At 61.1% G+C, this 25,518-nt stretch carries 14 protein-coding genes, 3 tRNA genes and 3 rRNA genes; 11 read left to right on the top strand and 9 right to left on the bottom strand.

What is annotated here, in order from left to right:
• The first annotated feature begins 139 nt into the window (after window positions 1-139).
• The 5 genes from OHL12_RS10465 to OHL12_RS10485 all read left to right on the top strand — a co-directional run bounded on the left by OHL12_RS10465 (window position 140) and on the right by OHL12_RS10485 (window position 8,573).
• Window positions 140-2,209, top strand: a complete 2,070-nt coding sequence (locus OHL12_RS10465; RefSeq protein ID WP_263413762.1) for a M13 family metallopeptidase — start codon at window positions 140-142, stop codon at window positions 2,207-2,209.
• Between the two features lie 368 nt (window positions 2,210-2,577).
• The gene (locus OHL12_RS10470) at window positions 2,578-3,834 is read left to right on the top strand and encodes a lactonase family protein (protein ID WP_263413763.1); all 1,257 of its coding nucleotides are present in this window, start codon (window positions 2,578-2,580) and stop codon (window positions 3,832-3,834) included.
• A 93-nt stretch (window positions 3,835-3,927) separates the two neighbouring features.
• Window positions 3,928-5,223 carry a lactonase family protein gene (locus tag OHL12_RS10475; protein WP_263413764.1) on the top strand — a complete coding sequence of 432 codons (1,296 nt, stop codon included), beginning with the start codon at window positions 3,928-3,930 and terminating at the stop codon, window positions 5,221-5,223.
• A 126-nt stretch (window positions 5,224-5,349) separates the two neighbouring features.
• Complete coding sequence (locus OHL12_RS10480) at window positions 5,350-7,434, top strand: M13 family metallopeptidase (RefSeq protein WP_263413765.1); 2,085 nt, start codon at window positions 5,350-5,352, stop codon at window positions 7,432-7,434.
• A gap of 107 nt (window positions 7,435-7,541) precedes the next feature.
• The gene (locus OHL12_RS10485) at window positions 7,542-8,573 is read left to right on the top strand and encodes a hypothetical protein (protein ID WP_263413766.1); all 1,032 of its coding nucleotides are present in this window, start codon (window positions 7,542-7,544) and stop codon (window positions 8,571-8,573) included.
• Window positions 8,574-8,603: 30 nt separating this feature from the next.
• Here OHL12_RS10485 and OHL12_RS10490 read toward each other — a convergent pair whose 3' ends face one another.
• Together OHL12_RS10490 and OHL12_RS10495 are read right to left on the bottom strand one after the other, a co-directional pair.
• Complete coding sequence (locus OHL12_RS10490; protein ID WP_263413767.1) at window positions 8,604-9,719, bottom strand: pyridoxal phosphate-dependent aminotransferase; 1,116 nt, start codon at window positions 9,717-9,719, stop codon at window positions 8,604-8,606.
• 35 nt (window positions 9,720-9,754) lie between these two features.
• On the bottom strand, window positions 9,755-13,189 hold the full coding sequence (locus OHL12_RS10495) for a TonB-dependent receptor (protein ID WP_263413768.1): 3,435 nt from the start codon (window positions 13,187-13,189) through the stop codon (window positions 9,755-9,757).
• Between the two features lie 289 nt (window positions 13,190-13,478).
• On the opposite strand from OHL12_RS10495, the gene OHL12_RS10500 reads away from it, so the two are divergent.
• Window positions 13,479-14,153 carry an SOS response-associated peptidase gene (locus OHL12_RS10500; RefSeq protein ID WP_263413769.1) on the top strand — a complete coding sequence of 225 codons (675 nt, stop codon included), beginning with the start codon at window positions 13,479-13,481 and terminating at the stop codon, window positions 14,151-14,153.
• Window positions 14,154-14,185: 32 nt separating this feature from the next.
• Here OHL12_RS10500 and OHL12_RS10505 read toward each other — a convergent pair whose 3' ends face one another.
• Complete coding sequence (locus OHL12_RS10505) at window positions 14,186-14,584, bottom strand: (R)-mandelonitrile lyase (protein ID WP_263413770.1); 399 nt, start codon at window positions 14,582-14,584, stop codon at window positions 14,186-14,188.
• A 90-nt stretch (window positions 14,585-14,674) separates the two neighbouring features.
• On the opposite strand from OHL12_RS10505, the gene OHL12_RS10510 reads away from it, so the two are divergent.
• The 5 genes from OHL12_RS10510 to OHL12_RS10530 all read left to right on the top strand — a co-directional run bounded on the left by OHL12_RS10510 (window position 14,675) and on the right by OHL12_RS10530 (window position 18,680).
• On the top strand, window positions 14,675-15,703 hold the full coding sequence (locus OHL12_RS10510) for an acyltransferase family protein (RefSeq protein WP_263413771.1): 1,029 nt from the start codon (window positions 14,675-14,677) through the stop codon (window positions 15,701-15,703).
• A gap of 70 nt (window positions 15,704-15,773) precedes the next feature.
• Entirely contained in the window at window positions 15,774-16,319 is a 546-nt protein-coding gene (locus OHL12_RS10515; protein ID WP_263413772.1) for an asparaginase, read from the top strand.
• Between the two features lie 14 nt (window positions 16,320-16,333).
• Window positions 16,334-16,418 (top strand) — tRNA-Leu (locus OHL12_RS10520).
• A 124-nt stretch (window positions 16,419-16,542) separates the two neighbouring features.
• Window positions 16,543-16,857, top strand: a complete 315-nt coding sequence (locus OHL12_RS10525) for a DUF3467 domain-containing protein (protein ID WP_263413773.1) — start codon at window positions 16,543-16,545, stop codon at window positions 16,855-16,857.
• Window positions 16,858-17,009: 152 nt separating this feature from the next.
• Window positions 17,010-18,680, top strand: coding sequence for an ArnT family glycosyltransferase (locus tag OHL12_RS10530; RefSeq protein ID WP_263413774.1), 1,671 nt, complete (start codon window positions 17,010-17,012; stop codon window positions 18,678-18,680).
• 21 nt (window positions 18,681-18,701) lie between these two features.
• On the opposite strand, the gene OHL12_RS10535 is transcribed toward OHL12_RS10530, so the two are convergent.
• The 6 genes from OHL12_RS10535 to OHL12_RS10560 form a co-directional block, all read right to left on the bottom strand.
• Window positions 18,702-19,169, bottom strand: a complete 468-nt coding sequence (locus OHL12_RS10535; RefSeq protein ID WP_263413775.1) for a hypothetical protein — start codon at window positions 19,167-19,169, stop codon at window positions 18,702-18,704.
• Between the two features lie 645 nt (window positions 19,170-19,814).
• Window positions 19,815-19,931, bottom strand: a 5S ribosomal RNA gene (gene rrf / locus OHL12_RS10540).
• A 146-nt stretch (window positions 19,932-20,077) separates the two neighbouring features.
• Window positions 20,078-23,026, bottom strand: a 23S ribosomal RNA gene (locus OHL12_RS10545).
• A 293-nt stretch (window positions 23,027-23,319) separates the two neighbouring features.
• A tRNA-Ala gene (locus tag OHL12_RS10550) sits at window positions 23,320-23,395 on the bottom strand.
• A gap of 53 nt (window positions 23,396-23,448) precedes the next feature.
• A tRNA-Ile gene (locus OHL12_RS10555) sits at window positions 23,449-23,525 on the bottom strand.
• 310 nt (window positions 23,526-23,835) lie between these two features.
• Window positions 23,836-25,335 (bottom strand): 16S ribosomal RNA (locus OHL12_RS10560).
• The 16S, 23S and 5S rRNA genes sit together here with 2 tRNA genes alongside, the layout of an rRNA operon.
• Between the last annotated feature and the right edge of the window lie 183 nt (window positions 25,336-25,518).

A 25,518-nucleotide genomic window follows, 5' to 3' on the forward strand; every position in this document is an offset into this window, starting at 1 on the left:
CTACCGAAATCGGGTTACGCCGGCGGCGAACGCCGTTCCTCGTGCGCATCATCCCTCAAGGCGCTTGCAGGGCCTTTTTGCCGGGCTGTAACGTATTTGGAGATCAGCACGCACATTCTTCCCATTCGAGGCACCCCGGATGTTCAAACCTCTCGCCGCCGCGCTTGCGGCTGGCGCCTTCGCCGTTTCCGGCATCTCCGCACAGCAGATTCAACTGGTGAACGCGGACGCAGCGCCAACGATCACCGCGCCCAAGGCCGGCATCAGCATGGACCTGAGCGCGATCGACAAGACCGTGAACCCCTGCGACGACTTCTACGCCTATGCCTGCGGGAATTGGAAGAAGAACAATCCGATCCCGGCGGACAAGACCCGCTACGGCCGGTTTGACGAGCTAGGTGAACGCAACCGGTACACGCTGTACACACTGCTGGAGCAGGCGGCGAACAATCCGAAGACGCCGCTGCAGGTGAAGTATGGCAACTACTATGCAGCGTGCATGAACCAGCCGCTGGCGGACCAGCTTGGCGCGAAGCCGCTGCAGCCCGGTCTGGCGCGCATTGCGGCCGTCACGGACAAGAAGCAGATTGCCAAGCTGAACGGCGAAATGGAGTCCGCGGACGGCGTCGGTTTCTTTTATGGTTTCGGCTCCGGGCAGGACCAGCAGGACTCGACCAAGGTGATCCCGCAGCTGGGCCAGGGCGGGCTGGCGCTGCCGGACCGCGATTACTACCTGAAGGACGAAGCGCGATCCAAGGACATCCGCGGGAAGTATGTGGATCACGTGCAGAAGATGTTCGTGCTGCTGGGCGACACGCCAGAGCAGGCAAAGACCGAAGCCGACGCCGTGATGAAGATCGAGACCGCGCTGGCGGAGGGGCAGATGCCCCGCGTGGAAATGCGCGATCCGGCGAAGCGCTACCACCTGATGACCCTTACGCAATTGCAGCAGTTGACGCCGGATTTTCAGTGGAACGACTACTTTGCGGCGCTGCACCGGCCGGTGACGAGTCTGAACGTGTCGAGCCCCAAGTTTGTGCAGGCGCTGAATGCAGAGATTGACGCCGCGTCGCTGGATGAGCTGAAGAGCTACATGCGCTGGCACCTGCTGAACGCGGGCGCGAACGCGCTGTCGCAGCCGTTCATCGATGAGAACTTTGCGTTCAACGGCAAGGTGCTGACCGGCCAACAGGTTTTGGCTCCGCTGTGGCGGCGCTGCACCATGCAGACCGACGCGGCGCTGGGCGAGGCCGTTGGCCAGGACTGGGTAAATGCGAACTTTCCGCCCGCCGCCAAGCAGAACATGAGCGTCCTGGTGGCCGACCTGGAGAAGGCGCTGGGACAGGACATCCAGGGGCTGGACTGGATGAGTGACGCGACCAAGGCGCAGGCCCAGGTGAAGCTGGCAGCGTTCCGCAACAAGATCGGGTACCCCGAGACTTGGCGCGACTACTCGAAGCTGGACGTGAAGCGCGATGACCGCTTCGGCAATGCGCGCAGGACGGCCGTATTCAGCCAGAACCGCACGCTGGACAAGATCGGCAAGCCGGTGGACGAAAAGGAGTGGAGCATGTCGCCGCCTACGGTGAATGCCTACTACAACCCCGGCATGAACGACATCAACTTCCCTGCCGGCATCCTGCAGCCGCCGTTCTATGACTTCAAGATCGATCCGGCGGTGAACTTTGGCGCCATAGGCGTGGTGATCGGCCACGAGATGACGCACGGCTTCGACGACCAGGGCTCCAAGTACGACGCCCAGGGTAACGTGAAGAGCTGGTGGACGGCCGAGGACCGGGCGAAGTTTGAACAGCGTACCGATTGCGAAGCGAAGGAGTTCGACGCGTTTGAGCCGGTGCCGGGCGTTCACCTGAACGGCAAGCTGACCCTCGGCGAGAACACCGCAGACAACGGTGGCCTGCACGTGGCGTACGCGGCGCTGCACACCGAACTGGCGAAGACGCCGGGAGCGGAGAGCCGGAAGATCGACGGCTACACGCAGGACCAGCGCTACTTCCTGGGGTATGCCCAGGTTTGGTGCGAGAACACGCGTCCGGAGGCGGCGGAGGTGGCCGCAAAAACCGATCCCCACTCGCCCGGGCGGTTCCGCGTGAACGGCGAGGTGCAGAACTTCGACAAGTTCGGCGAAGCCTGGGGCTGCAAGAAGGGTGACCCCATGTTTCCGGTGAACAGTTGCCGGGTCTGGTAGCTCTGCAGCGATGCGCACGCCTGACGGCCCGGGATGCTCCGGGCCGTTTTGCTTTGGGGGCAGGCCCGCTGGTGCAGAAAAATTCGACCGCCGCTGCTTTCTTCGCACACTAGGGCGCGTCACAAACACACGCTTGTGTGGGGTATGTGCCTGCCCAGAGGTCGGGGTGCAGGCAGTTGAAGGCAGGTCCGGTGGCGGAAATCGCACCCGGCTCTTACAATGGGAAAGCACGTTTCCGGCGTCCCGTCCAGGAGCAGGATGCGGAGACAGACGGGGCTGTGGGCGGTCTCGGTAGCCCCCATCGGAAAGTTCGCGCGCCTTTTCCTGAGCAGAAATCTGCGAAACGGTGTCGCAAAAAGGATCTCTGAATGAAGTTCAGCGGAAATGGCCGGTGGTTGCTGGCCTGTGCGGTTTCGATTGCCCTGGTGCTGGGGGCAAGTGGTTGTGGCAACGGGACCATCGGGTACCTGTGGGTGCTGGCCGGGAAGAGCTCGAGCAACACCGTGGGCAACGTGATCACCGCGTACAAGATCGATGACAACACCGGCAACCTGACCGAGGTGGTTGGCTCGCCGTTTACGGCCGGGTCGGGCGGATCGCCTGTGTACTCCGTGGTTGTTCCGGGTGGCCGTTACCTGTACACGCTGAACCAGCTGGAACCGAAGGCGTCCGTGGTGCTGTACAGCGTGGGTGGCGACGGCGTTCTGGCCGCGCAGCAGACGACGGGCACCGTGGGTGCAACGCCGGTATGGTTCGACCTGGGCGGCACCTACCTGTATGTGCTGGATCAGGTTTCGCCCGCGGTGAACGCGCAGGGCAAGGCTCCGGCCTGCACCTCGCCGACTCAGCCGAAGAATACTGCGCCCTGCGGCTCGGTGGAAGTTTTCTCGGTCGATAGCACCACGGGTCTGCTGACGCCGGTGCTGAACAACAGCATCAAGGTCAATAACGTTGCAACGACCTACTTCCCGGTGGGCCCGAACCCGTCCCGCATCAAGGTCGTGGGTGGCAGCGTGGTGGTGCTGAACGGCGACGATACGGTCACCATCTTCGGCCAGGGCGCGGGCGGTCAGTTGACCACCTCGGCCAACAGCCTGCAGATTCTTGACCAGAGCGCGTCCACCAACTTCACCAGCATGACGACGGGTGGCAACTTCCTGTACCTGACGGACGGCACGCACAACTTGATCAACCAGTACACCGTGACCAACGGCGTTCTGCAGCCGGGACAGGGCAGCCCGTACACCAACGTTGTGAGCAATACGACGCCGGTCTGGACGCTGACCGCAACTGACGGAAGCTCGAGCTACCTGTACGTTCTGAACTCGGGATCCTCGGTGGCGAACCAGGGTTCCGGCAACATCTCGGTGTTCTCGGTAGGTAGCGCGGATGGCCGTCTGACGCCGCTGGCCGGTCTGAATGGCCAGTACACGACGGGTGCGACGCCGGTGTGCATGGTGAACGACCCCTCGAACAAATACGTCTACACATCCAACGCGGATGGCACGGTGACGGGCTTCCAGCGGCGCCAGGGTGTTGGCGACCTGCAGGCGCTGCGGCGCGGATCGCAGTTCACCGCGAACGGTAAGCCGACCTGCCTGGTAACGAGCGGTATCACCAGCTAACGTTTCCTTTGACCGGAGCCGCTGCTGATACGCATTGGGCACGGCTCCCGCACTTCCTCCCAAGCTCTTCCTGAAAAGGTGAAACACAAGCGCATGAAGTTCACGACTCTGGGCCGCATCACCGCCGCTCTTCTTCTCTCCGCCGTTTCATTCGGCTTGTCTTCGTGCAGCGGCACCTACACGGTGGGCTTCCTGTATGTGCTGTCGTCGCGTGGTTCGGCAACGGACCCGAACGGCACGATCAACGAGTACGGCATCGACTATCAGACGGGATCGCTGCTGACGCTCGCCTCCAGCGGGCAGTCGACCGAGGGCCGGAACCCGACAAATCTGGTGGTCAGCCCAAACCAGAAGAATCTGTACGTGATCAACCACGACGATTCAACGATCCAGTGGCTGAAGATCGGCACGGACGGCAAGCTGTACCCGCAGAAGGTGACGCAACTGGACGGGATCTTCCCGACGGGAATCGCGATCTCGGCAGATAGCGGCTACATGTACGTGACGTTTACCTACCGCAAGACTTCGCTGACAGCGAACAGCGGTCCCGGCGGCGTGGAAGTGTACAAGCTGGGCGCGCCAGATGCGGATGGCGGCATCGCCATCGGAGCAGCGGTCACTACGGGCGGCAACAACTACTTCCCAGTCGGATTGAACCCGTCCGGGATCGCGGTGGGACCGAACCTGTCGAACACCAGCATTTCCGACATCAACAATGCTGCCTGCGTGACCACGCCGGCGAACTGCAGCTCGTTCGTCTATGTGATCGATCAGGATCCGACCACGTTCAACAACCTCCTGGTGTTCAAGCGCGACATTGGCACGGGTGCTCTGACCCCGATCGGCAACACGGTCATCGGATCGGCGGCTTCCCAGGGTTACCTGTCGGGCGTGACGGCCAGCTCGGTCGCCGTTGCACCTCGCGGCGTGTTCGTCTACGTGACGGACAGCGCGTCGAACCAGATCATCGGATACACGGTGAACGGCGCCGGCGCCCTGACCGCCATGACGGCCGGACCGTTCGCAACCGGTTCGCTGCCAGTGCAGATGACGATCGATCCGCGTGGCAAGTTCCTGTACGTGGTGGATCAGAACGACAGCAACATCGCTGGATTCGTGATCAACGCCAGCTCCGGCGCTCTGAGCGCTTCGGGCACGGGCCGCACCGTTCTGGACGGCACGCGTCCGACCTGCGTGACGGTCGAGAACGCGCTCGGCATTTACCTCTACACGTCGAACTTCGACTCCGGTAACGTGAGCGCGTTCCAGTTGAACAGCACGACGGGCACGCTGAGCAAGATCCGGAACTCGCCCTACCCTGCTTCCGCTGCTCCAAGCTGCGCCGCAGCGGTTGCAAACGGAAGCCACGCGACAGAGCTGATCCAGTAATCGGTCAGGTTTGCGCGATACAGGAAAGCCCCGCTTCGGCGGGGCTTTCCTATGCAACCGATGCGGGAGCAACGGCGTATTCTGCAATGAACAGGCGCACGTCGCCTTTCCTCAAGGACATGGTTTATGCCTAGCTTTTCCAAGGCAGCAATGGTGCTGCTTCTTTCCGCATCAGCCGCGGTCGCCGCGCCTGCGGTTGCGCAACACCTCACGCTGCCGTCCGGCATGGTCGCCGGGGCCGATGCCGTTCCCGCGCCAGTTAAACCGGTTTCGCTGGACCTTTCCGCGCTCGACAAGAGCGTCGATCCCTGCAACGACTTTTACGCGTACGCCTGCGGAAACTGGATCAAATCGCATCCCTTGCCGGCGGACCGTCCCGAGTACGGCACGTTTACACAGCTTGCAGAGTACAACCGCTACTCGCTGTACCAGTTGCTGGAGCAGGCCGCGAATCATCCGGCAACGCCGCTGCAGACCAAGTACGGCGCGTATTACGCCGCGTGTATGAACGAGCCGCTCGAAGACAAACTGGGCGTGGAGCCCATCCGGCCGGTGCTGACGTCGATCCAGGGGCTAAATGACAAGGCGAAGATCGCGTCGCTCGTGGGCGAGTTGGAAGCCCAGCACGGCTACGGCCTTTTTTACGGCTTCGGCGCGGAGGAAGACCAGAAGAACTCCACTGTCTACATCGCCGCCCTGAACCAGGGTGGTCTGACGCTGCCGGACCGGGACTACTACCTGCAGGATGATGCGCACAGCAAGGAAATTCGCGCCAAGTACCACGACATCGTCGTGCAGATGTTCACCCTGGCGGGAAACTCGCCGGACCAGGCGAAGACCAAGGCTGACGCCGTGCTCCGCATCGAAACGGCGCTGGCCAAAGGCTCCATGGATCGCACGGAGCAGCGCGACCCGGACAACGTGTACCACGTGGAAACGGTGGCGCAGCTTGAATCGGGTAGCCCCAACTACCGGTTCGCGGACTACTTCGCGGCGCTGCATACTCCCGCGTTCAGCAAGCTGAATGTGGCCGAGCCGGGCTTTGTGACAGCGCTGAACCAGGTGATCGCGTCGAGCGATCTCGGTGATTTGAAGAGCTACATGGAGTGGCACGTGATCGACGGGCAGGCACCGCGGCTTTCCAAGCCGTTCCGCGACGCATCTTTCGCCCTGGAGCAGACGCTGACCGGCACGCCGAAGCAGCAGGACCTGTGGAAGCGCTGCACGAGCGCGACCGATGGCCATCTCGGCGAAGCCGTGGGACAGGATTGGGTGCAGAAGTACTTCCCTGCCAGCAGCAAAGCGCAGATGAGTGACCTGATCCACGCTCTGGAAGTGGCCCTGGGTAACGACATCGATCACCTGGAGTGGATGACTCCGACGACTCGCGTGGAAGCGCGCAAGAAGCTGGCGGCATTTCGCCAGAAGATCGGCTACCCCGAGAACTGGCGCGACTACAGCTCCCTAAACGTGAAGCGCGACGATGCGGTGGGGAACAACGAGCGCAGCTCTGTCTTTGAGGATCGCCGCAACCTGAACAAAATCGGCAAGCCGGTGGACGAGAAGGAGTGGGACATGACGCCGCCGACCGTGAACGCCGACTACAACCCAGCGCAGAACGACATCAACTTTCCGGCAGGCATCCTGCAGCCGCCGTTCTTCGATCCGGGCATGGATAAAGCGGTGAACTTCGGATCCATCGGCGTGGTGATCGGCCACGAAATGACGCACGGTTTTGACGACGAGGGCGCGAAGTACGACGCCACCGGCAACGTGCGCGACTGGTGGACGCCGGCCGACAAAGCCGCCTTTGACCAGCGCACGCAGTGCGAGGTGAAGGAGTACGGCAACTTCGAATCCGTTCCCGGAGCCAAGCTGAACGGCAAACTGACGCTGGGCGAGAACACGGCCGACAACGGCGGCCTGCGCATCGCCTACGCGGCATTGCACTCGGAAATCGACGGCACGCCCGCGGCGACGAAGCAGATCGACGGCTTTACGCCCGACCAGCGCTTCTTCCTGGGCTATGCGCAGGTGTGGTGTGAAAACACCCGCGAGGAGTTCAGCCGCATGATGGTCAAGGTAGATCCGCACTCGCCGGGCCGTTTCCGGACAGATGGCGCTGTGCAGAACTTCGACGCGTTCGGCAAGGCGTTCCAGTGCAAGCAGGGATCGCCGATGTATCCCACTTCAAGCTGCCGCGTTTGGTAGAAGCAGACGCAATAAGTCGAGGCCGCGCATCTGCCGGCCTCGACTTTTTTCGTTTCTTTTTCTCGTCCGCTTTTTACAATGGCCTCACTGCTGGAGATCAGTTGAGAATGAGCGGAAGTTTCAAGCGCCGCGGTGTCGCCCAGGCGTGCCTGAGCGTGCTGGCACTGCTGGCGGCGCTAACGTGCCTTTCGGGATGCGGTAGCGGCTACAAACAGTACCCGCCGGGGACGGCGCTTTCCGTGTCGGCAAACAGCATCTGGATGTATCCGTACGTGAACGAAGATCTGCAGGGCCCGTGCAAGTACGACTTGCGGCTGCCAACCACCTCCGCGACCGTAGCGGGAACCCTGGTGATCTTTGAGCGCGGCGACACCGCAGATTTCTACAACGATGCCTCAGTCCGGGCGGCCATGGACCAGCTTCACTTCGCCATCGTGTTTGCGCACGAGTGCGACTCAGAAAGCACGGGCGACTTCCAGGCCGATTCGTCCAAGGGGCCTGCCCGGGTGCTGTTTGCGGCGCTTGCCGGGCTTGCGGCCTCGTCGAACCATCCGGAACTGAATACCGCGGGCGTGGTGCTGTATGGGTACTCTGCCGCGGGCGTGTTGACCGCAACCTTGGTAAACCAGGTCCCGGACCGGGTGCGGGGCGCCATCGAATACATCGCAGGCGACGCGCACGTGGACATCGCCCAGGTGTTACCCAATGCAGGCGCGGTGAGCGTGCCTTCGCTGATCCTCGCGAACGCGGAAGACTCAAACTCGGGAACCACGCGGATCCAGGCGTATTTCACGGCCGGGCACACCGCCAAGGCGCCGTGGGCGTTTGGAGTGCAACACGCCACGAATCATTGCTGTTCCCTGTCGACACGCAGCATCGTTCTGCCGTGGATCGCCTCAGTCGTTGGGGCAAGCGGATCGCAGCAGATTGGCGCAGCCACATTTGCTTCGCCCAGCTACGGCCGGTTCACCTGCATCCCAAACCAGACGCAGGATGTGTTCGACGACCTGAACTGCGAGTTTTCAAGCGCTGCAGTGCAGGAGACGGTGCCGCTGAAAGGCAGCTATAGCTGGCTGCCCGATGAGACGAGCGCGGCGGCGTGGCGCGCCTGGGTGCTAAACCCATCGACGAACAATTGAGCGTATCTCTGTAGCGCGCCTTCGCCCGTTTCAGGCCAAGGCGCGCCGCAGGGCCTGCTGCGCCGCGGCGTTCTGCTGTGGAGTGCCGATCGTGATGCGAACCCAGGTGCTGTAGGGCGGAAAAGCACGAGCCACAACCACACCCTGCTGGCGCATGCTCCCTGCAACTTCGTCGTGAGGACGACCGGCGTCGAAGAAGACGAAGTTGGCGGCGGACGGTGTGTGCTTGAGGCGGAGATCGCGCAGAACGCCGTTCCAGGTCTCGCGCTCGGCGGCGACCGTAGAGCGTACGCGAGGGATGTGGTCCGGGTCGGCCAGTGCGGCGCTCGCGGCTGCCAGGTTCAGGCGTCCTAGGCCTTCGGCATCCTCAAGTCCCTGCTGCTTGAGCGTGGCGATCAGTGCCTTGGGCCCAAGGGTGTAGCCGATGGGCAGGCCCGCCAGGCCGTGGATCTTGTCGAAGGTGCGGAACACCAGAACGTTTGCGCCTTCGCGCACGAGTGTGACGGCGGAACGCGTGCGGAAGTCGGTGCTGTACTCCAAGTAAGCTTCGTCGACGATGACCGGAGCGCGTTGCGAAGCATTGCGCAGAAAGCTCTGAAATGCTGACGCCTCGTTCAGGACGCCGGTGGGATTGTGCGGATTGATCAGGTAGACCGCGCGCGTCTTTGGGCCAATGCGTTCCTGCAGTGCGGGCAAGTCGTTTGCGCCGGCGGCATTCAGCGGAACCGGGACGCCGACGCCACCGAGTTGCGCGGCTGCATCGATCAGGGCGAGATAGCCGGGCGTGCTGTAGAGGAACTCGCCGCCGGGGCCGCCCGTGGAGCTGAGATGAAGCCCGAGACCGCCAAGGATCTCGCCGAGGATGACCTGATCCGGAGAGACGTTTTCATATGCGGCGACTTGCTGGGTGAACTGCGCGGCCAGGTCGGCCGTGGCGTACCGGTTAAGTTGCGAGAGGGCCTGCTGGATCGCCGGCTGCACACGCGGCGAGGGGCCAAACGCGTTCTCGTTCAGGTTTAGGTACACCGCGCCACTGGCGGGAGCCGCCGGGGTCGCTTGTGAAATCAGGCTCTCCGTTCCGGCCAGCGCCATCGTTGAGAGTGCGCCCAGCCTGAGCAGGCCGCGCCGGGAAAGGTCTGTGGGCATGTCGCTCCTTGCGTGTTGCGTAACGGGCCGCGGCTTCAGTACCGGATGTGCAGGCCGAGCTGGAGGTAGCGCGGGAAGTTGGCCTGGGCCGTGATCTTGCCGAAATTGCTGCTGCCCAACGCGGTATTGGGGCCGGCAAACCACGGTGTGTTGAAGGCGTTGAAGAGCTGTGCCCGGAACTGCACGTTGGCTCGGTCGCGGATGGGAACGTTCTTGAACAGCGACATGTCCCAGTTCTCGTAGCCGGGGCCACGTAGCGAGAGCGTGCGCGGAGCGTTGCCGAAGGTGAACGCTCCCGAGGCGGTGAAGGCCGCCGGGTTGATGTACCCATTGAGCCGGCTGTACAGGCTGCCGCGCGTTCCGAGCGACGCACCGGGAACCAGATTGGGCCGCTGCACGCTGGTGCCCGCAATGGAGCTGTTCGGGTTGCTGGTCTGGTGCACGCTGATCGGAAAGCCGCTCTGGAAGGTGGGCAGCACGTTCAGTTGCCAGTGGCCGATTACCTCATCCACCACGCGCGAACCCGTGCGGAACCGCTCGCCAGTTCCGAAGGGCAGATCGTAGATGACGCCGGCCGTGAACTGATACGGCACGTTGTTGACCGCGTAGGAGTATTCCGCGTTCAGGTCATACGCGTTCTGGGGCGCGCTTACGCCAGGGCTCTGGATGCTGTTGGCCGTGGCGAACGATGAGTCGCGGTTGCGGGACCAGGTGAACGATGCGACCAAGTTCAGGCCGTGGGCGGCGCGCTTTTCCGCCTTGATCAGAAGCGCGTTGTAGTCGGAGTGCGCCGAGCTGACGAAGAGGTTGACCGAGGTGAACTGCGGAAATGGCCGCAGCGCCTGCGATCGCGCGATGGTCGGCTGGCCGATGAGGCCTGGCCCATTGGGCACGTAATACGGGTTTGGAATGGAGTCGTTGAGCGACGCGCCGAGCGAGAAGTACGTCGGGTTCAACTGGTTGAAGTTGACGGCGTTGCTGCCGGTGGGCGAGGGAGACAGGTTTGCGCCGCGGGTTCCGATGTACTCGGCTTCCAGGGCAATGCCGCCCGCCAACTGGCGTTCCACGCCAGCAGAGAACTGCTGCACGCGCGGCGCATGAAAGGTCTGGTCGTACGTCGTCACGGAGTTACCCAGGCCGGTGAGCAGACCGGCGCTGTTGCCCGCGGGCTGCGCCAGCCCTTGCGGGTAGGGGTTGCTGAGCGTGTTGGCCGGAGTCAGATTGTTGTTGATGCTGGCCACGTATGAGTTGGCCTGTGTGTAGCCGGGCGCCAGCGAGGCAACAGGGTCGTAGCGCAGCGGAGCGTAAAGAATGCCATAGCCGCCACGCAAAACGGTGCGCGGCGTGAGTTGAAACGATGCTCCCAGGCGTGGAGCGAACTTGGCACGCGACAGGTCGCCGGTGTCGCGGAAATTGCCGTTGACGCCTGCGAAGAGGATGCCGCCCGTGACCTGGGCGCCGTTGCTGAGCGGGGTGCGAGTGACGCGGTCGAAGCCGACGGCGATCTGGTTGTGGTCTTCCTTCAAGCCGGTTTCCGCTTCCCAGCGCAGGCCGACGTTGACAGTAAGGCGCGGGTGCACGCGCCAGTCGTCCTGCACAAACGCGGCGTTGTAGTCCACGTAGGTGCGCAGTGGCGTGGTCAGGTCGATCTGGCCGGCGATGGGCGTGCCCAGCAACAGGTCTGCCACGTCGGAACCGGAGCGGCCGTCGGAGTTGTTGGGGTCGGCTTGGGTGAACGCGCCCGAAAACGTATAGGTGCCTGGTGCGTTGCCGAAGTCCTGGTAATCCATGCGCAGGCGGCGGTACTCATAGCCGGTAGTCACGTTGTGGCGGCCCGCTGTCTTTGCCAGTGTCGCGCTGATCTGCTGCGACTTCCAGTTGTCCAACTGGCTTGTGTTCTGGCCCAGTTGGTCGTGGTTCGCGAGAAAGATGGTCGGGAAGAACTTGGCTTGTAGCTGGTTGGTCAGAGATGTGGGAAAGCCGAGGTTCGCGGGATCAAAGCCCTGGCTGACCTCCGCAATCAGATTGGGGAAACGGTTGGTGCCGTAGCGCGCGGTGATGACCGTGGTTGGATTGACGAGGAAGGTGCTGTTCACCTGAACGGCGTCAACCTGGCGATGGTAGGTGTAGGAGTAGCTGCCGGGCAAGGTGTGCAGCGGGTTGCCGAGCGGCTGCAGCGCCTCGTAGAAGATGTAGGAGCCGCTCAGCGTCCACCACGGGCGCACCTGCTCGTCGAGCTTTGCGGTGACCTGCTGCGCGTGATCCCGCACGTTGTCGGTGCCCGTAAAGGTGCCGTCCGGGCCGGCGTTGGGATAGTACGACGCGATGGCGCGACCCACGGCATTGCTGTTGGTGATGATGTTTCGCGCATAGGGCCGGCGGTGGGTTCCCGTCGCGTCCGTGAAGGTGTCAAACGGGTTGTAGATCACGTGCAGGCTGCCGTCAGCGTTGAAGGTCTGCGAGAAGTCGCCAGTCTTCTGCGCGGCGGTTGGCACGACGAACGTCGCGGTGTACGGCGAGGTCTGGATGTAACCCTCGGCGGCGATCCAGAAGAAGGTGCGGTTGCGGCCGTCGTACAGGTGCGGCAGGTAGACGGGGCCGCCGAGCGATGCGCCCCAGTTGTAGTACGGGCTGTCGGGGCGCGGTGTGCCGCTGCGGTTGGCGAAGAAGTCGTTGGCAAGCCACGAAGTCTGGCGCGTTTCGCCGAAGATGCTGCCGTGGACGCGATTGGTGCCGGAACGCAGCAGCGTGTTGAAAACGCCACCGCCGGTGCGGCCCACCTGCGCGTCATACGTGAGCGCCTGCAGCTTCACGTCCTGCACCGCCTCGATGCTGGGAATGACCACGGGGCGATTGTTGGTGTCGGTGATCGGCACGCCGTCGACGAGGTACAGGTTGGTTGCGACGGGGCCGCCCGCGATGGAGGTCTGCGACGTTCCGTTCTGGTCGGCAAAGCGGATGAACTGCGGGTTGCCGGTGTTGACGAAGACGCCGGACAGCTTTGCCGTGATGTACGGGTTGCGGCCCAGCACCGGTGTGTCTTCGAGGCGACGCTGATCGAACTCCGTGCTGATCGACGCCGTGGAGCTGTCGACCAGCGGAGCGTCGGCCGAGACCTGCACGGTCTCACCCTGAGCGCCCGCGGCAAGCTGCACGTCGAGCGTGAGGAAGTCCTGGGTGGCGAGTGCAATGCCGGTGCGGTCTGCCGCGCCAAAGCTAGGTGCCTCCACGTGCAGGGAGTAGGTGGCGGGCCGAAGCGCGTTGAAGGCGTAGGCGCCAGCGGCGTCGGTGTGAGTTTGGCGGATCTGGTGCGTGCCGGTGTCGGTAAGGGTCACGACAGCGTTGGGAACCAGCGCGCCGCTGCTGTCGGAGATGACGCCGCGAACGCCGCCGTTGTAGGTCTGGGCCATGGCAAGACCGGTGGAGAGAACAGCAGCAAGTGCAACAGGTGCGATCGATCGGTTGAGCATGTGTCCTCGAAGGGGAGATGGAGCGGGGCGAAGACGGGCGATGCACAACAGCGAACGTCGCAACAGGCCCGAAAGGGCTGTTCCGATAAGTTGATGGAGGTCGGGTGGAGTTACAGAGAGGTACCCGCGACAGAGCCGCTCAACTCAGCAGGACAGACCTGCGAGGAACAGCAACAACACGCGGTAGAAACTAACTGCATAGGTGTGAGCATAGGAGGCGCCAGCCATGGCGTCAAGACGCGATGTGGCACGACCGCGCGTGGCTTTCTGTGTGCACTACACTTCCGGCATGTGTGGCCGATACAAACGCCGTTCGGACAAGCAGAAGATTGCGGAGGTGTTCCATGCTGCTGTCGGCGACCTTTCCGATCTGAACTTCGCACCGGACGATGACATCCGGCCCACCACGACTCAGCCGATCATCCGATTGAACCGGGACAGCGGAGACCGGGAGCTTGTGCCGGCGCGCTGGGGGTTCGTTCCGTCTTGGCACAAGCCAGGAGAGAAGTTTCCGCCGACCACGTTCAACGCACGATCCGAGGGCATTGAGAAAGCCGGCATGTGGCGCAACGCCTTTGCCCGGCACCGCTGTCTGGTCCCGGCGGATTCGTTCTATGAGTGGCACAAGATTCGGGCGAAGAACAATCCCAAGTACGAGATCGCGATGACCAATGGCGAGCCGTTCGCCTTTGCCGGACTCTGGGGCGCGTGGAAGAACCCCGAGACCGGTCAATGGCTCCAGAGTTATACGATCCTCACCACGGATCCGAACGAGTTGATGGAACGGATCCACACCCGGATGCCGGTAATCCTGCACGCAAACAACTACGACCGCTGGCTCTCGCGTGAGGCGACGGATCAGCCGCCGATCGATCTGCTGAGGCCGTTCGAGGCGGACGCGATGGTCGCTCAGCTAACCAGGAATACACCGGAAGAGATGTTTGTCGAACCGAACAGCCGCTGACGACGATCTTGCAGGCGGCCTGTAAAGAAGCCCTACTCGCGACGGTACTGGTCGTCTGACACCTTCTCCAGCCAGTCGACGGCCTTGCCGTTCTCCCGCTCCTGCAGGGCGAGATGCGTCATGGCGGTGGTGGCCGTGGCACCGTGCCAGTGCTTTTCCCCGGGCGCGAACCAGACCACGTCGCCAGGGCGAATCTCTTCGACAGGACCGCCCTCGCGCTGCGCCCAGCCCAGGCCGGCGGTAACGACCAGCGTCTGGCCGAGCGGATGCGTGTGCCAGGCCGTTCGGGCTCCGGGTTCAAACGTAACCAGGGCTCCGGCGAGGCGTGCGGGCTCTTCGGCCGCGAAGGGCTGATCCAGGCGGACGGTACCGGTGAACCAGTCAGCGTTGCCCGTGGAGGAGGGTTGCGACCCGTTGCGGAGAATCTTCATGCGGTGATTGTCTCGCAGCCGGCCAAAGTGGAACCCGGCCGAAAGCGCCGCGACGCGAGATGGCCCGCAAGGCGCTTTTAGAATCGGGAGATGCACCTTTCGCGGCTGGATGGGCTCCGTGCCCTGGCGATTCTTGCAGTCATGCTGCACCACTTCGAGATCGTCCGCGGCGGATGGGTCGGAGTTGACCTTTTCTTTGTGTTGAGTGGCTATCTGATCACGACGGGACTACGCAAGGACCGCAGGAACGAGCGCTTCTGGTCCAGGTTTTACCTGAAGCGCGTCACGCGGATCCTGCCGGCCGCAATGGTGGCCATCCTGGTAGCGGTAGTGGCATACCGTCCGCCGCTGAAGCATGTGCTGCTCTACGTCGTCTTCCTTGGAAACCTGGCCAGTGCCTCGAGCCGGCTGGCGGTCGGGCATCTGCTGAACTTCTGGTCGCTGGCGGTGGAAGAGCACTTCTACTTCGTCTTTCCGTTTGCGGTTCGCCACATGGCCCGGCGCGCCTTGATGATGCTGTTGCTGGCCATCCTGGTGCTGGAGCCGGTGCTGCGCGTGATCGCCACCAGCCCGTCGCACCGCTACACGTTCATCTACTTCCTCACGCCCTTCCGGCTGGACGGTCTGGCGTGTGGCGCCCTGCTGGCTGTGGCGATGGAGCACGCGGCTGCGGCAAAGTTTCTGGGCAGGTTTGCAGGGCTGTGCGCGGTCGGCTGCGCCGCTGTGTTTGCGGCGTTGTCGTGGGCCATGCCGGGGCGGTTCGACCGGGAAGCCAATACTCACCTGTTCAATGGCGTCGGGTATTCGCTGCTGGCTGCCTGGTTCGTGTTCACGCTGGCGTACGTCCTGGTGCGGGGTGATTCGCCGCTGTCGCGAGCGCTGACGTGGCGGCCGCTGGCGTTTATTGGAACGATCAGCTACGGGCTGTACCTGTACCACCAGTTCATCCACTTCGCGATCGGCAATGCGACAGGACTCAGCTCGCCACGCTGCTTTCTGCTGGCGTTTCCGGCGGCGGTGGCGGTCAGTTGGGTGTCGTTTTACTTCTTTGAGCGGCCCATTACGGAGTATGGCCGAACGCTGGCTGGCAACCGGCATCCCGCAGTGTCGGCGGTCTGAGCCGAAGCTGAGACCACACGGAACTGCTGCGGCAGGGCAGCCTGCGGGGCGGACGGTACGATAAGAAGCGATGCGACGCGTGCATATTTTGACCACCGGCGGCACCATGGAAAAGCGCTACGTGGAGCAGAACGGCGAAATGCGCAACACCGAGCCCCAGATTGCGCGCTGCCTGAAGCTGCTGCGGCTGCCTGGCCTTGAGGTGACGGTGGAGCAGTTGATGAACAAGGATTCGCTCGACATGACCGAAGCGGATCGCGAGTGCATCGCGGACCATGTAGCCACCGCGGTGGCGAAGGGGCTGCCCGTGCTGGTGACCCATGGCACCGACACCATGGTTGAGACCGGAAAGGTGGTTGCCGCGCGCCTGCCCACGTTGCGAACGCCCGTGATCTTTACCGGGGCGATGACTCCGCTGGGCATTGAGGGCTCCGACGCAATGCAGAACCTGACCGAAGCTTTGCTGGCAACCCAACTGGTGCAGCCGGGTGTGTTCCTGAGCTTCCACGGCGAGGTGTTCCCCATTGGCACGGTCCGGAAAGACCGAGAGCACAGCCGCTTTGTTTCGACAGAAGCCGCTCGGGTGGCCACAGAGGAACCGCAAGGCAGAGGTTAGACTAGAACCTGCGTGCGGGAGTGGCGAAATTGGCAGACGCACTAGACTTAGGATCTAGCGGAGCGATCCGTAGGGGTTCAAGTCCCCTCTCCCGCACCATAAAACACCCCGGAACTGGCAGCGCCCAGCCCCGACTGCAGCGGAGACGCGGCAGCGTGGTACATCGCTCCTGACCACCCACGCGCCGCCGGCGCAGATTTTACGTTTGAGAAGGATACGAGCAATGGCCGATCAGAACGAACCCACCATTCGCGTGAGCGAGAGCGAAGATTACAACGACCTGTATGCCAACAGCGTGCAGATCAAGATGAGCGTCTGGGACTTCCACCTGGTGTTCGGCACCATGTCGTCGGCGTCGCCGGAAGAAGTCAGCTTCACCTCGAAGCAGGGCATCTACCTGAGCCCGCAGCAGGCCAAGGCCCTGTTCAACATCCTGGGCCAGAACCTGGCGCAGTACGAGGCCACCTTTGGCGAGCTGAAGCTGGAGCCGAACTATGGCGGCAACGGTGCGGCCCAGAACGGCGGATCGATCAACTAAGCAGTTTCCACGGCGCACCCGGTTGAGCAATTCCTTCGCGGAGAAGCCCGGCCGGGTCGCACAGTTCGAACTGGAGGACCTGTTCCGTCGCGTGGCGCAACGAGCGTCAGCAGGAACAGGTCCTTTTCGCGTAGAACGCATGGTCCGGCACCTTGGATAACAGCACCTTTCCTGTTTCTGCCGCTGAACACGATCCGCCCGACGCCCCGACTGCCGCGTCGAAGGGCTATTCCCTGCCGTGGCTGCCGCTGATCTTTGCGGGTGTTTACCTGCTGCATCTGCCGCTGATGCGGCTGCCCTACTACTGGGACGAGGGCGGTTACTACATTCCGGCGGCTTGGGACTTTTGGCGGCTCGGCACGCTCATTCCGGTATCGACAGTGCGCAACGCACACCCGCCGCTGCCGTCCGTACTGCTGGCCGCCTGGTGGCACGTGACCGGCTTCCACATCTACAGCACCAGGCTACTGATGTGCCTGGTGACCAGCGTTGCGCTGCTAGCTGTGTACCGGCTGGCGCGGCAAACGGCCGGCCAGGCCGTGGCCGCGGCTGTGACCGTGCTGACGGCCTTGTACTCCGTTTGGTTTGCGCAGAGCACGCTGGCGCACGCGGACATGTTTGCGGCGGCCGCCACTCTGTGGGCGCTGGTGTTCTACGCAGAGAGTTTCCGGGACGGGCAAGGGGCCTCCGGCGCAGCGCGCTGCGGTGCGTGGGTGGCGGTGTGCTTCAGCCTGGCCGTGCTCAGCAAGGAAACCGCGATCGTGACCCCGGCAGCACTGTTCGCCCTGGAGGCAGTCCGCTGGTGGCAGATGCGCCGGGAGCGCGGTGGTGGGGCTGCAGGGCGTCGGCAGGCGTGGCTCGTCGCTGGCTTGGCGTTCCCCGTTTTGCCGCTGGCCGCCTGGTACGCATACCACCGCGCGAAGACCGGCTTTACCTTCGGCAATCCGGAGTACCTGCGCTACAACGCCACGGCAAATCTGTCTGTGACGCGCGTGCTGCTGTCTCTGTGGCACCGGCTGGTGCACCTGACCGTACACATGAACCTGTTTGTGCCGGCGCTGCTGACACTTGCCACACTTGGCCTGCCCGTGCTGGCAGGCCGGCGCAGGCTTTCCAGGTCGTTCGCCGTCAGCCTTGTGGTCATCATCTGTGCGAATTGGGTCGCCTTCAGCGTTTTGGGCGGGGCCCTGCTGACGCGGTATCTGCTGCCCGTGTACCCTCTGCTGCTTCTGCTGTTTGTGTGCGAGTGGCAGCGCCGGGTTGCAAAGTGGTGGGTGCTTGCAGCCGTGACGTTGGTCGCCTTCGCCGCAGGTTGTGTCGTGAACCCGCCTTATCCCTTTGCGCCCGAAGACAACTTGGCCTACGAGGACATGATTCGGCTGCAGCAGCAGGCTATCCAGCAGGTGGTCGAGCACCGCCCCGGTGCGACTGTGCTGAGCGCCTGGCCCGTGACGGCAGACCTGCAGCGGCCGGAGCTGGGCTATGTGACACACCCGGTTCGCACGGCGGAGATTCAGAACTTCACGCCCGAAGAGGTCGCCAAGGCTGCGCAAGAGCCTGGAAACTTCGACACAGCGATCGTCTTTTCGACGAAGTACAACCCGCCGCCGGGTGGCCTAAACTGGGCGAGCCATACGACCCAAGCGGACGCCCGCTACTTCGACGCGCACCGTGACCTACTACCAGCCGAGGTGGCTCGCTCTCTGGGCGGCACGGTGGTCTGGCAAGCCGAGCGGCACGGGCAGTGGGCGGCGGTCCTGCAGTTCCCGCGAAGTTATGACGCGCGGCTTGGAACGACAACGCCGACCGCAGCGCTGCGCTGATCTGGCGTTAGCCGGGCTTGGCTATTTGACCTTGGCAATCCGGATTGTGCTGTGCAGGGTTTTGTAGCACGGCACCAGCTCTGTGCCCTGCGCCTGGAGCGAGTCTCTCGCAGATGCATTGAAGACCACGGCATCCGAAGGCGCCAGGAAAATCTGCGATCCCGGAACGTCGCACTCGGGCTCGCGGGTGACCCGCATAGTGAACAGGGTCCGGCTCCTCAGGAGCGAGTCGCGGATGGGCAGACCGTACCCGGGATATTGGTCAACCAGACGAACGAACTGATGCTCCCCGTTCTTGGTCTGCAGATCCGCCAGATACACTTCTTGATTTCCCGCAAAGCTCTGCCGAGACGAGCTGCTTACCGCCAGCATCGTCACCTGCGCCAACATAGGCCGACTCTGGTTCGTAAAGGGCGATTGCCGCTCGGCGGGGCTGCTTTGGACGAGCAGAACGACCGCGGCGGCCGCACTCAGCCAAGTCTTCTTCATGGCTCGTCTCCTTCACCCTCAGTGTAGACGCTCTCCCGCTCTCCAGGTGAGACGCACACAGGGACTGTGGGGCGCTACCGCCCGTCGCCCGCGGATGCGGAGCATGCGCTTGATCGAGTGAGGTCCAGGTATCGGACGCTGCAGGCACAGCCATAGGCCGCCGCGTCTAGCGCTTTCCAGAAATAGGCGTGCATCTTCATGCTATTGCCCCAGCATACGGCGGCTGCAAAGTAGGTATCGCGAGCACAGAACTATGACTCCGTTCTGCTGTTCAGGTCACGGCATCCGGAGGACGCCCCGAGAGAGCAGCGCTTCCGACCCGGAGTCATAGCTCCGAGATCTCCATCATTGCCGAGTGGGGCGACCCCAACGACGACGCCACGAACAACGCTGGGCGCAGGCGAGACTCAGACCGCATGCCGCACTCGGAGATATAACCGTCCAAGCCTTTTGAAGCCCCGGAACATCCCCAGGGGGATCGATTCTGCAGTGGCCAACGTCCACTGCAGGTCACTGAAAGAGAGGCCCGCTGTCCGGGCCCCAGGCGGACCTAAACCACTGAGCCTACCCGGCCCCGCGCAGCGCATCGAACCAGTCCCTCCTAAACGCAAAAAGGCCTGCTCCGAAGAGCAGGCCTTATGTTTATGCCGGCGACCACCTAATCTCCCACACAGCTGCCCGTGCAGTACCATCGGCCCAGCGAGGCTTAACTTCCGTGTTCGGGATGGGAACGGGTGTGACCCTCGCGGTATTCTCACCGGCAAATTGTCGAATCACCGCATGCGGTGTTTCACGACTGAATAGATTGAGTAGACGTTTCGTCTTTATCCTCGCTTACCCAGCGAGTACAACTACATGGCTTGTGTTGAATGCTCTGGATCGCAGGGTTACTGCGCAGAGTAAATTCTATGACCAAGCCGAACGGGCGATTAGTACTGGTAAGCTTTGTCATTGCTGACTTTACACATCCAGCCTATCAACCTGGTGGTCTTCCAGGGCCCTTCTTTTCCCTTACGGGTTGGGAGATCTCATCTTAGGGCATGCTTCCCGCTTATATGCATTCAGCGGTTATCATAACCGAACTTCGCTACCCAGCCGTGCCTTTGGCAAGACAACTGGAACACAAGAGGTTCGTCCATCCCGGTCCTCTCGTACTAAGGACAGCCCCCTTCAAATCTCCTACGCCCACAGCAGATAGAGACCGAACTGTCTCGCGACGTTCTGAACCCAGCTCACGTACCGCTTTAATAGGCGAACAGCCTAACCCTTGGAACCTTCTACAGCTCCAGGATGCGATGAGCCGACATCGAGGTGCCAAACCATTGCGTCGATATGAACTCTTGGCAATGATCAGCCTGTTATCCCCGGCGTACCTTTTATCCGTTGAGCGATGGCCCTTCCATACAGAACCACCGGATCACTAAGGCCTGCTTTCGCATCTGCTCGACTTGTAGGTCTCGCAGTTAACCACACTTATGCCTTTGCACTCGACGGCTGATTTCCAAACAGCCTGAGTGTAGCTTCGCGCGCCTCCGTTACAATTTAGGAGGCGACCGCCCCAGTCAAACTACCCGTCTTACTATGTCCCTCTCCCCGATCAGGGGAGGAGGTTAGAGTCACAACAATCGCAGGGTGGTATCTCACCGTTGGCTCCTCCGAACCCGAAAGCCCGGGATCAAAGCCTCCCACCTATCCTGCGCAGCAATTGCCGTAACCCACAGTAAAAGTATAGTAAAGGTGCACGGGGTCTTTTCGTCTAGCTGCGGGTAACCGGCATCTTCACCGGTACTACAAGTTCGCCGAGCAACTCGTTAAGACAGTCGTACGATCGTTACTCCATTCGTGCAGGTCGGAACTTACCCGACAAGGAATTTCGCTACCTTAGGACCGTTATAGTTACGGCCGCCGTTCACTGGGGCTTCAATTCAGAGCTTCGCTTGCGCTAACCCCTCCTTTTAACCTTCCAGCACCGGGCAGGAGTCAGCCCCTATACGTCGTTTTAGACTTTGCAGAGACCTGTGTTTTTGTTAAACAGTCGCCGTACGCGTTTCACTGCGACCACCTCGGGCTATGAACCCTACCGTGGTGACCCTTCTCCCGAAGTTACGGGTCTAATTTGCCGAGTTCCTTAACAAGCCTTCACTCGAGCGCCTTTGGATATTCTCCTCGTCCACCTGTGTCGGTTTGTGGTACGGTTCCCAATTCCTCTCCTTAGAGGTTTTTCTTGACAGCGTGAACTCAACGCGTTTCAGACATACGTCTTACTCTTTTGCACCTCACTGTTAAGCCTCGACGGATTTGCCTATCGAAACCAGCTTACGTGCATTAGACCTCATAGCCATAGGAGGCCGCGTCTATCCTTCTGTGTCACCCCATCGTAATAACGAGATCTTGGGAGGTCCGGAATATTAACCGGATGTCCATCGCCTACGCCTCTCGGCCTCGGCTTAGGGACCGCCTAACCCTGAGCGGATTAACCTTCCTCAGGAAACCTTAGACTTTCGGCGTCAGTGGTTCTCACACTGATTATCGCTACTTATGCCGGCAGGGTCTCTTCTCAATGCTCCAGCAGTCTTCTCAGTCTGCCTTCATCGCGGTGAGAATGCTCTCCTACCACGCATGCTTAAAAGCATGCATCCGCTGCTTCGGTATACAGTTTGAGCCCCGTTGTATTGTCGGCACCGGACCGCTTGACCAGTGAGCTATTACGCTTTCTTTAAAGGATGGCTGCTTCTAAGCCAACCTCCTGGCTGTCTGAGCGTTCCGACTTCCTTTCCCACTTAACTGTAATTTGGGGACCTTAGCAGGCGGTCTGGACTGTTTTCCTCTCGACTGTGAAGCTTAGCCCCCACAGTCTGACTCCCGGGCTGGTTGTGATCGGCATTCGAAGTTTGGCTGGATTCAGTAAGCCGGAAAGCCCCCTAGTCCAATCATGTCTCTACCACCGATCCAAATCACCCGAGGCTAGCCCTAAAGCTATTTCGGAGAGAACGAGCTATCACGAAATTTGATTAGCCTTTCACCCCTACCCTCAGCTCATCCGAGCTTTTTTCAACAAACACCGGTTCGGTCCTCCAGTGGGTGTTACCCCACCTTCAACCTGGCCAAGGGTAGATCATCTCGCTTCGCGTCTATTCCTGCCAACTCAATCGCCCTATTCAGACTCGCTTTCGCTGCGGCTCGCTCACGCTTAACCTTGCTGACAAGAATAACTAGCCGGCTCATTATGCAATAGGCACGCGGTCAGACATTCCCTTGCGGGCATAGTCCTCCCACTGCTTGTAGGCACACGGTTTCAGGTACTTTTCACTCCCCTCACTGGGGTGCTTTTCGCCTTTCCCTCACGGTACTGGTTCACTATCGGTCAGAAACGAGTATTTAGCCTTACGGGATGGTCCCCGTGGATTCAAGCAGGGTTTCTCGTGCCCCGCCTTACTCAGGTACCTGCTTCGAGTCCAGATCAATTTCGCATACGCGACTGACACGCTCTATGGTTCCGTTTTCAACCGGATTCCGCTATCGACTGGATTGGTAACTCTACTGTTGCAGGCCCTACAACCCCCGTGCCACCGAAATGGAACGGGTTTGGGCTATTCCGAGTTCGCTCGCCACTACTATCGGAATCGAGGTTTCTTTCTCTTCCTAGGGGTACTGAGATGGTTCACTTCCCCCCGTTCGCTTGTTCAAGCCTATGTATTCAGCTCGACATACCTGGGTTTTGCCCAGGTGGGTTTCCCCATTCGGAAATCTCCGGATCACAGCCTGTGTGCGGCTCCCCGAAGCTTATCGCAGCTTGCCACGTCCTTCATCGCCTGTTTCTGCCAAGGCATCCACCGTGCGCCCTTAGTAGCTTGCTCATAGAATTTACTCGCACGCAGCACTTACCTGCGGCGAGCGTCCATGTTACTTCGCCTTAATTATCCTAAAGACACTCAACACTAAATCTTCAGCATTGCGCGGATACGACCCACGCGCTGAAGGCTCAGCCTTGTAGTTGTTTAATTACCCAATCTATTCAGTTGTCAAACATCCCATGCGATCAGCTATGCCGCTGTCGCGGTGCGCCCTTGGGCGCTGGAAACTCCTCTTGCGAGGGAATCCAAGGATCAGGCCAGAGCCTCAACCTCAGAGTTCCTTACGACTTTCGGTTTGGTGGAGCTGAACGGGATCGAACCGTTGACCCCCTGCTTGCAAAGCAGGTGCTCTCCCAGCTGAGCTACAGCCCCTCGTGAACAACCTGATCAGCGTATCGCAAATGCGACCGCGTGGTCAAGACAAGTGGTGGGCCTGGGTAGATTCGAACTACCGACCTCACCCTTATCAGGGGTGCGCTCTAGCCAACTGAGCTACAGGCCCAGCCCGAAGACCGGGCGGCGCCGCTATCGCGACTACCGCCCATCCTCGCTGCTCGTTCTGAGCTCGCCTGGCAAACCAGGGCGGCTCTTCGAAAGTATTTCGAGGACACAGTTGAACGTGCGGACCGGCTACGCCGGCCGTTGACCATCGTGTAGAAATTGGCAGACCAAGAGAGGGTCTGGTTCAAGCTCCCTCAAGCTCCACCAGAAGAGGAGTTGAGGGGTGTACACGGCAACATCAGGGGACACTCAGCCAAGCAGCTGCTCGCGATACGCGAGGCGTGATCCTGTGCCGTGACGTTCTCTCTTAGAAAGGAGGTGATCCAGCCGCAGGTTCTCCTACGGCTACCTTGTTACGACTTCACCCCAATCATGAATTACACCTTGGGCGGCTGCTCCCTTGCGGTTAGCGCACCGACTTCTAGTGCAACCCACTTTCGTGATGTGACGGGCGGTGTGTACAAGGCCCGGGAACGTATTCACCGCAGCATGCTGATCTGCGATTACTAGCGATTCCAGCTTCATGGAGTCGAGTTGCAGACTCCAATCCGAACTGAGGCCGGCTTTTTCCGATTGGCTCCCCCTCACGGGTTCGCAGCGGTTTGTACCGGCCATTGTAGCACGTGTGTAGCCCTGGACATAAAGGCCATGAGGACTTGACGTCATCCCCACCTTCCTCCCCGTTATCCGAGGCGGTTCCGCCAGAGTGCTCAACTAAATGGTAGCAACTGGAGGTAAGGGTTGCGCTCGTTGCGGGACTTAACCCAACATCTCACGACACGAGCTGACGACAGCCATGCAGCACCTATATACAGGCCCATTGCTGGGCGCCGATATTTCTACCGGATTCCTGTACATTTCGAGCCCAGGTAAGGTTCTTCGCGTTGCGTCGAATTAAACCACATGCTCCACCGCTTGTGCGGGCCCCCGTCAATTCCTTTGAGTTTCAGCCTTGCGACCGTACTCCCCAGGCGGATTGCTTATCGCGTTAGCTTCGGCACGGCAGGATTGGGTACCTGCCACACCAAGCAATCATCGTTTAGGGCTAGGACTACCAGGGTATCTAATCCTGTTTGCTCCCCTAGCTTTCGCGCCTCAGCGTCAGTTATGGTCCAGTGAGCCGCTTTCGCCACAGGTGTTCCTTCCGATATCTACGCATTTCACCGCTACACCGGAAATTCCACTCACCTCTCCCATACTCAAGCCCGGCAGTTTTCCGTGCAGGCTTCGAGTTGAGCCCGAAGTTTTCACACGAAACTTGCCAAACCGCCTACGCGCCCTTTACGCCCAATAATTCCGAACAACGCTTGCCCCCCTCGTATTACCGCGGCTGCTGGCACGAAGTTAGCCGGGGCTTCTTCTATAGGTACCGTCATAATCGTCCCTATCGAAAGGAGTTTACGTCCCAAGAGACTTCATCCTCCACGCGGCGTTGCTGCGTCAGGGTTTCCCCCATTGCGCAAAATTCCCCACTGCTGCCTCCCGTAGGAGTCTGGACCGTGTTTCAGTTCCAGTGTGTCCGTGCGCCCTCTCAGGCCGGATACAGATCATCGCCTTGGTAGGCCATTACCCCACCAACTAGCTAATCTGCCGCGACCCCCTCCCCAAGCGCATTGCTGCTTTGACTCGTAAGTGTTATGCGGTATTAGCCCAGGTTTCCCTAGGTTATTCCCCACTCGAGGGTAGGTTAGTCACGTGTTACTCACCCGTGCGCCACTTTACTCAGGGCCGAAGCCCCTTTCTCGTGCGACTTGCATGTGTTAGGCACGCCGCCAGCGTTGATTCTGAGCCAGGATCAAACTCTCGTTTGAATTCTGGTTGCACACTCTGACAGGACGGGGTCCCCAGAGATGTGCGCCGCACAACCTCGAAACGTTGTGCGGGTATAACTAGTGAGATGACCAGACCACAAGGTCTTGCCGTATCTCACGACTGGCACGTTCAACTATGTTGTCAAAGATCCGGAACAGATTCAGCCTAAGCCGTCTGCTTTT

The organism is Terriglobus aquaticus (genome assembly GCF_025685415.1).
GTDB lineage: Bacteria > Acidobacteriota > Terriglobia > Terriglobales > Acidobacteriaceae > Terriglobus > Terriglobus aquaticus.